This window comes from Sphingomonas sp. P3_C6 (assembly GCF_056402595.1).
Map to the genome: position 1 here is coordinate 1 of NZ_JBFUHB010000054.1, position 6235 is coordinate 6235.

The 6235-nt window shown below is 60.3% G+C and carries 5 protein-coding genes; 1 reads left to right on the plus strand and 4 read right to left on the minus strand.

Going from position 1 to position 6235, the window contains the following annotated elements:
• Positions 1–465 precede the first annotated feature (465 nt).
• Together AC1DT7_RS24055 and AC1DT7_RS24060 are read right to left on the minus strand one after the other, a co-directional pair.
• Positions 466–2691 carry a hypothetical protein gene (locus tag AC1DT7_RS24055; protein ID WP_478038828.1) on the minus strand — a complete coding sequence of 742 codons (2226 nt, stop codon included), beginning with the start codon at positions 2689–2691 and terminating at the stop codon, positions 466–468.
• Between the two features lie 53 nt (positions 2692–2744).
• A complete protein-coding gene (locus tag AC1DT7_RS24060) occupies positions 2745–3863 on the minus strand; it encodes a hypothetical protein (RefSeq protein ID WP_478038830.1) in 1119 nt (372 codons plus the stop codon).
• 176 nt (positions 3864–4039) lie between these two features.
• On the opposite strand from AC1DT7_RS24060, the gene thyX reads away from it, so the two are divergent.
• Complete coding sequence (gene thyX, locus AC1DT7_RS24065) at positions 4040–4975, plus strand: FAD-dependent thymidylate synthase (protein ID WP_478038832.1); 936 nt, start codon at positions 4040–4042, stop codon at positions 4973–4975.
• Positions 4976–5054: 79 nt separating this feature from the next.
• Here thyX and AC1DT7_RS24070 read toward each other — a convergent pair whose 3' ends face one another.
• Both AC1DT7_RS24070 and AC1DT7_RS24075 read right to left on the minus strand, forming a co-directional pair.
• Positions 5055–5441 carry a hypothetical protein gene (locus tag AC1DT7_RS24070; protein WP_478038834.1) on the minus strand — a complete coding sequence of 129 codons (387 nt, stop codon included), beginning with the start codon at positions 5439–5441 and terminating at the stop codon, positions 5055–5057.
• Positions 5423–5986 carry a hypothetical protein gene (locus tag AC1DT7_RS24075; RefSeq protein ID WP_478038835.1) on the minus strand — a complete coding sequence of 188 codons (564 nt, stop codon included), beginning with the start codon at positions 5984–5986 and terminating at the stop codon, positions 5423–5425. The genes AC1DT7_RS24070 and AC1DT7_RS24075 overlap by 19 nt, the downstream gene beginning before the upstream one ends.
• Between the last annotated feature and the right edge of the window lie 249 nt (positions 5987–6235).

The window sequence follows — 6235 nt, forward strand, 5'->3', positions numbered from 1 at the left end:
CGCGCTGATGGGTGGGGCGCTGATGGGTGGGGTCAATCCCGCCTACATTGCGCGCCAACTGGGGCACAGCAATGCGGGGACGCTATTCAAACACTACGCCCGGTGGATCGAGGATTCCGAACGCCGGAAGGAGGTTCGGAAGATGAATGCGCTGTTTGCCCTGGGCGCGGCGCAATAAAATAATTTGCCCAGGAATCTGCTCGTTAAAACAATGGCTTAATGGGTGCGTTTGCCCATTGTMATAAAATACACTAGCTATTTCAAYAACTTGGTGGTGCGGACGGCGGGACTCGAAAAAAAAACGCTCTAGCGGGCTTTGAGGGGAACTAGGGGGCAAGGTGCGACGGATTACCGATAATACATGTCCCCTAGTTACCCTAGAGGCCCCTAATTTGGCCACGCTTTTAGCCACGGCGTATTGTGCATGGGGCGCCACACCTTCGGTCGCCGGCGCGTCAGGGATTCTCAGGCCGGCGCGGCCTTGAGGCGGGCGATGAGATATGCCGCCGAGTCATCATCGGTGCGGCTTTCAATCACCTTGCACAAATGCGCGTCGTCGAGGTCCAGTTCGACCTTGCCGCATGCCGCCGCAATCAGCACTTCAAGCACGATGTCGTGCTCGCTATGGTTGTTACGACGCAAAAGGCCAGTGAACGCTTCTTTGCGCTTCTTGCGCATCTCCGCGCCGGTCCAGACCAGCTCGTCCCTGACGGCGGCGCGCAGCAGCCCAGCACGCAGCACCGTGTCGGTCCACTTCTGATTCAGATAGTCCTCGTGATGTAGCACCGTCGCTATCGGAAAGTGTCGCGGTCCAAGCTTTGGTTTTCCTTCGTGGCCCGTCGTCCGAAGTGTCTGCAGTGCCGCAGAAACGGCTGCAAAGACATGCGCCTGGGTGCATCCCGGCTTCACATAGAAAGACCGGGGCCCCAGCGCCGGGCGGGTAAGATTGGCTGGATGGAACAGCGCGTCCTCCGAGAGCCCGTTCGTGCCCGCGCCCGCGAGCTTCGTCCGGCGCGGCTCGATGGCTCCGGGCAAGGCGGCGCCTGAGCCCGCCCATCCGTCATAAAGCGCGAGCTCTGCGCACCAGGGACAACCATCTCTGCCGAGATTTGGGAGTGGCAATCGTTCCACCGCGTGCACAGTGTGTGGTGAATGTGGCGGGCGCCGCACGAGGCGGCCTACAAATGCATCCCATTCCTTTGTGTCGTCATCTGCCTGGATGCCCGTCAGATAATTGACTCGCGTGGCGCAACCCATTGTCCGAAGCAGCTTGTCGATTTGAGCCGTGCGGGCCGTGTCCACGCTAAAATCGTCCAGGACAAGAAATTCGTCGCTGGCTTCCGCGTCGCGTAGCAGTTGAAGCGCAACGGCTCGGTCACCGGCCTGCGGTAGATGCTCCGCACCGGGGATCGGCAAAATCGGAGTGGCACCTTGCCGAACAGCGAGCCGCAAAGCGACTAACTTTGCAAAGCTTTGGGCTGCGGAATGTTGCGGGGCGAGGATCGCGGTCTGCTTGCCGAACGTCTCGAGGATCGCATCGAGACGGGTTCGAAACCGATCTGTGTGTAGTATTTCAAGCAGATCCAGGCGAATCGCGTGATGGCGAACGGCGCTATCGCCCCTGTCATCATTGGCATGGACGCGAACCACCTTGGTGTGCGCATAGGCGTCGAAAAACTCTCGGTGCCGCTCGGCGTCGGGCTTCATGAGCCGGTAGTCCACATCGACATAGGCGAGAGGGAAATAAATCTGCGGATCAATGTCAACGACAGTTGGAGTCGAGGGCTTCGCGGCCGAAAAGGTAAAGCGCGGATCATCGACCAGATCAGACAATCTCGGAATGGCGCTTCCGCTAAGCGCGAACAGCGCTAGAAAGCTTGGCGAGATCGTGCGTCCCGCGGTCGCGCAGACCTTTTTTAGATGCCCCTCCAGGCTCCCGGACTGTGTTGCGCTGATCAGGATCAGTACTTTGGTTTCCTCTTCGGCGGCGCGGCCCACGTCCAGCGCCACGCGCTCGAGGATCTCCCGAGCGCGCCGCATTGCCTCCTCGGTTCCGTCATTATAGCCGGGAAGCATTTCAACTCTGAGGGTGTTCCGCCCGTAGTAGGAGGCGGCCACGCGCGCGGAGTTGAACGCGATGGAAGAGATCGACCATGTGTCGATGACGATGGCGTCGCGGTCCTCCAGATGCTCAAGTACCCAGAACGCGATTGCGTCAAGCGCGTCGCGATCCGCCTGGATGTTGCCGACCCGAACGAAATTGTTGACGACAAATCCGCTCGGTGCCCGAAAAACGCTTTGCGGGGGCGCGGTGAGCAACGCCTTGGAGCGCTGCACGAGATGGGTGAATTCCGCTTCGCGTAGTTGGTCGATCAACGCCGGGCGTGCGAGCCCCGCCAGCTCGTCGGGCGTCGACGAAGCGTTCAGCGCATCAGTGATATAAGGGTGACCGCCAAAGGAGGAGAGCACATGGACCGACCGGTTTCGCGACCGGCCGAGAAGGAGCGTCCGATCTCCGAGAATCTTCGAGGCCTCAGCGTCGGCCGTCTTCGCCCATATCGTTGGATCGACCGGGTCTTCGACTGGAAGCCGGATGATGACCGGATCCTCACAGGCGAGCGTTCTCCGGACATTGTCCATTATTTCGGCGAGTGTTTCGCCGATCGCGGCCTGCACCAGCAGGACTCGCACAGAGCGGTCTCCCTGAGAGACGACGGTGTTGAAGGCGTACAAGAGTTTCCCCGTCAGGCGAGAGGGGAATCGGGATAGAGGATGGCCCAATGTGTCCCGTGCACGAAGGGGTGCACGCCCGGAATGGGCTGCATCTCGGTGCCACCGCCGTTGGTCGGATCGAGTACGAGCCAGTGCGCGCCGGTACGAAGAGTGACGAAACCGCCGACCTTCGTGGCGGCGCCGAGCGCGATCAGAATGCCCAGTCCTGCATTCGGATCATCCAGGTTGCTGCTGAACTGTTCGTGTAGGAGAGCGTGAAGGAGACGATCATCCTCCCAGCCTGCATAGGCTGGTGCGGCTTCGCTGGATCGAAAGCCGCCGACGATTCCCGGTCCGAAGTCGGAGACGGTTGCCTCGATCAGATTCGGCGTCCTTCCGGCTTGAGCCCTTACGAAGTTAAGCAACGCTGGAAATTGCTTTGCGCGCTGCTCCGCAACCTCGCGGGAGTAGAAATGCTTTTGGAAACCTAGCGTACGCACCCCAGCGACATCGCGTGCATATCCGTAGGCGTTCGCGTAGAGTTCCCGCAGGAAATCGATGATGTGCCGCCTCGGCCCCATTGCGACGGGAGCGATTTTCCGTCGTTGGGCGCCGATCTCGAACATCCCCATCATCTCAAGGATGAGCTGCTCCAGCCGTGCGGACCGGTCGTCGTGCTGACCGATGGCCGGGGCGATAGGATCGTCAGGATCGAATTCCACCAGCCGCCGGAACTTACCTCCCGTGCCAAGTACGCCGCCCCGACGCTGCACCGCATGGCGCCGCACTGCCGTCGCTGGAAGCGGGCTGTCGTGAGCCCACTCCGGCAGCACCCGGGCACCGCGTTGCAGCGCAAGGAGATACGGGAGGGAGAGTGCGGCATTACCGTCATCATCGAAGTCTGTGGAGTCGAGATCCGGCCACGCCGAGGACCCCGGCGACAACACGGACACATTCGGGGCGACGTCGAAGGCCGCGCGGATAACCATCGCCAACCACATGTCGCGCAGTAGCGGTGGCTGGGTTGCGCCGCTCGCCTTGAGGATGAAATCCTGGCGAGGTGCCGTCCCGCCAATACCTTTCAACACCTCTTCGAGCTCGGTTACGCCGCTTTCATTCTTAATCGTAAGCGTTGTCTTTGCACTTGCCATCCGATCTAGCGTCCTCCCGTTTCAGGAAGCTGGTGAGGCAAGCCTTCAAAGGTTGCAAGTCCAGGTTGATCCATCGCGAAGCCATATTTGAACTAGCAACGCACGCATCGCGACTGGATATGTGGTGCGTTGTGCGGCCGGACCTGCGCGGCTAGACGGCATCGCAGGAGGACAATGTGGCGATAGACGAGCACCAAAAGCAAGAGATCGAGACTGCGCGCGAGGCCGTGGCGACGACTCGTCGACCGACCGTTGAAGGGCTGGAGCAGGTGCTGCACACGCCCTATCCGGTCCTCGATCACGGATTTATTCGTGTGGTCGATTATATGGGCGACGACGCCGCGATCGTGCAAGCCGCCCGGGTATCCTATGGCCGGGGCACACGCCGCCTGAACGAGGACCGCGGACTGATCCGCTATCTGATGAGGCATTGGCACACGACGCCGTTCGAGATGTGCGAAATCAAGTTCCATGTGAAGCTCCCCATCTTCGTGGCGCGGCAGTGGATCCGCCATCGTATGGCGAACGTGAACGAATATTCGGCGCGCTATTCGGTTCTCGACCGCGAGTTCTATCTCCCGGACCGTCAGCATTTGGCGGCACAGTCCTCCACGAACCGGCAAGGCCGCGAGGGCGTGTTGGGCGAGGCGGAAGCAGACGAAGTGCTGCGCGTGCTGCGCGCCGATGCCGAGCACGCCTATGACAGCTATCGGTGGATGCTCAACGATCCAGAGCTCGGCGATGTTGATCCCGATCGCAGCGGCGTAACGCGCGAACTGGCGCGTATCGGCCTCAGCCTGGCGACCTATACGCAATGGTATTGGAAGGTTGATCTCCACAATTTGCTCGGCTTCCTCCGCCTGCGCGCCGATCCGCACGCCCAATATGAGATCAGAGCGTATGCCGAGGCGATGCTCGAGATCGTCCAGCTCTGGGTGCCGATCGCGCACGAAGCGTTCAGGGACTATCGCCTGGGCGCTGTCACCCTGTCCCGCGATGAGATCAATTTGCTTCGCCGCATGCTGAAGGGGGACCGTCCCGAGCGGTCAGAGACACGGCTCTCCGCGCGCGAATGGGACGAGCTAATGACGAGGCTCGATTTGGACGACTAGTCTGTTCGAGCGGAAATACAGTCGAAAAGCGGTCGGATAGCGCCAAGATTGAGGAGGCGAGCCAGAAGCTGGCCCTCGGTCACACCGCCTTTTTCTTCGTGCCCGCCCCCTTGGATTTCTTCAGGGCGCCTTCCGCCAGCCGATGCACGCGGCGCTTTAGAGGCATGGCGTTCGGTCTGCCTCCCTTGCCGTAGACTGCAATGGGGATCCAGTCAGGGGGGCACTTGGCGAGCGCGAACTCCGCCTCCAATTCTTCCTGACGAAGATGAGGTCCGGTGCAATAGACCAAGGCGAAGAAGTGTTTCCATTTCCGATCGCCACGATAGGCGAACATGTCCTCGAACAGACTGGGGCATTCGGAACGCATCTCGACCGCGTTGTCGATAAATTTGACTTCGATCAGCAGATTGAGGGCATCGATGCCGATATCTGCCTTGAAGGTCTTATTTACATGCGAGATCTGCACCTCGCGTCGTGTGCCGGATGTACAATACGCAGATACTCGAAGATCGCGTCTTGGACGTCCTTCTCGCGCTTCGGCTCGGGACCGTTGCGCTCGACAATGAAGTATGCTGCTTTGAGAAGGTCGCGGACTTGCGCGACGCCGTCGATCTCGTGGCTGGCCTTTATCGGCTCAAGGCTGGCGGACAGTGTGGTCAACGATCCACTAATATGCTCAAGCGCCTCGCTCTCATGAATCTCCCGATCAAAGTCCGGTCGATAAGTCTCACCTAACTTCTTGGCGAAGCGCTTGAACCCGGTGCGATATTCCTTGAGATACGCCTTCAGGCCCAGTTGCTCGATGAGAAGGATCAGGCGAAGGTGCGCGCGCCGGATTTGTTGATCGAGCCAGTCGCACTCGGCCTGCAGATCGTCCTCCGCCTCGGGGTGACCATTCTCAAAGCCGAGCCGACGCTCGGCGTCTTCGGTACGGCGAAGTTGCTGCCTGCACGCGGCGAGCTGCTCCCTAACCGCATGCCACGCTTGGGCTGTCGCTTCGTGGCGATGCACAGATCGATATACCATTTATACCAAGGCGCGCTGAGAGTGACTCACGTGGTGGATTCCCAAGGTGCTGAAAATCTGATTCGACGTTGCAGGCAGATGGAGGCTTGCGATGGCGGCAGCGGTTGGCGTTCGGCCCGACTACACACCGGCGGATTTGCGTCGATGTGCCAGACGAAGTGGTGATGCGGATCAGGTCCGACGCCTATTGGCGGTAGCGCTGATCCTGGATGGGGGGAGCCGAAGTGTCGCGGC

Coding starts and splice junctions, on each gene's coding strand:
- AC1DT7_RS24060 (WP_478038830.1), bottom strand. CDS start 3,863: ATGGCAAGTGCAAAGACAACGCTTACGATTAAGAATGAAAGCGGCGTA.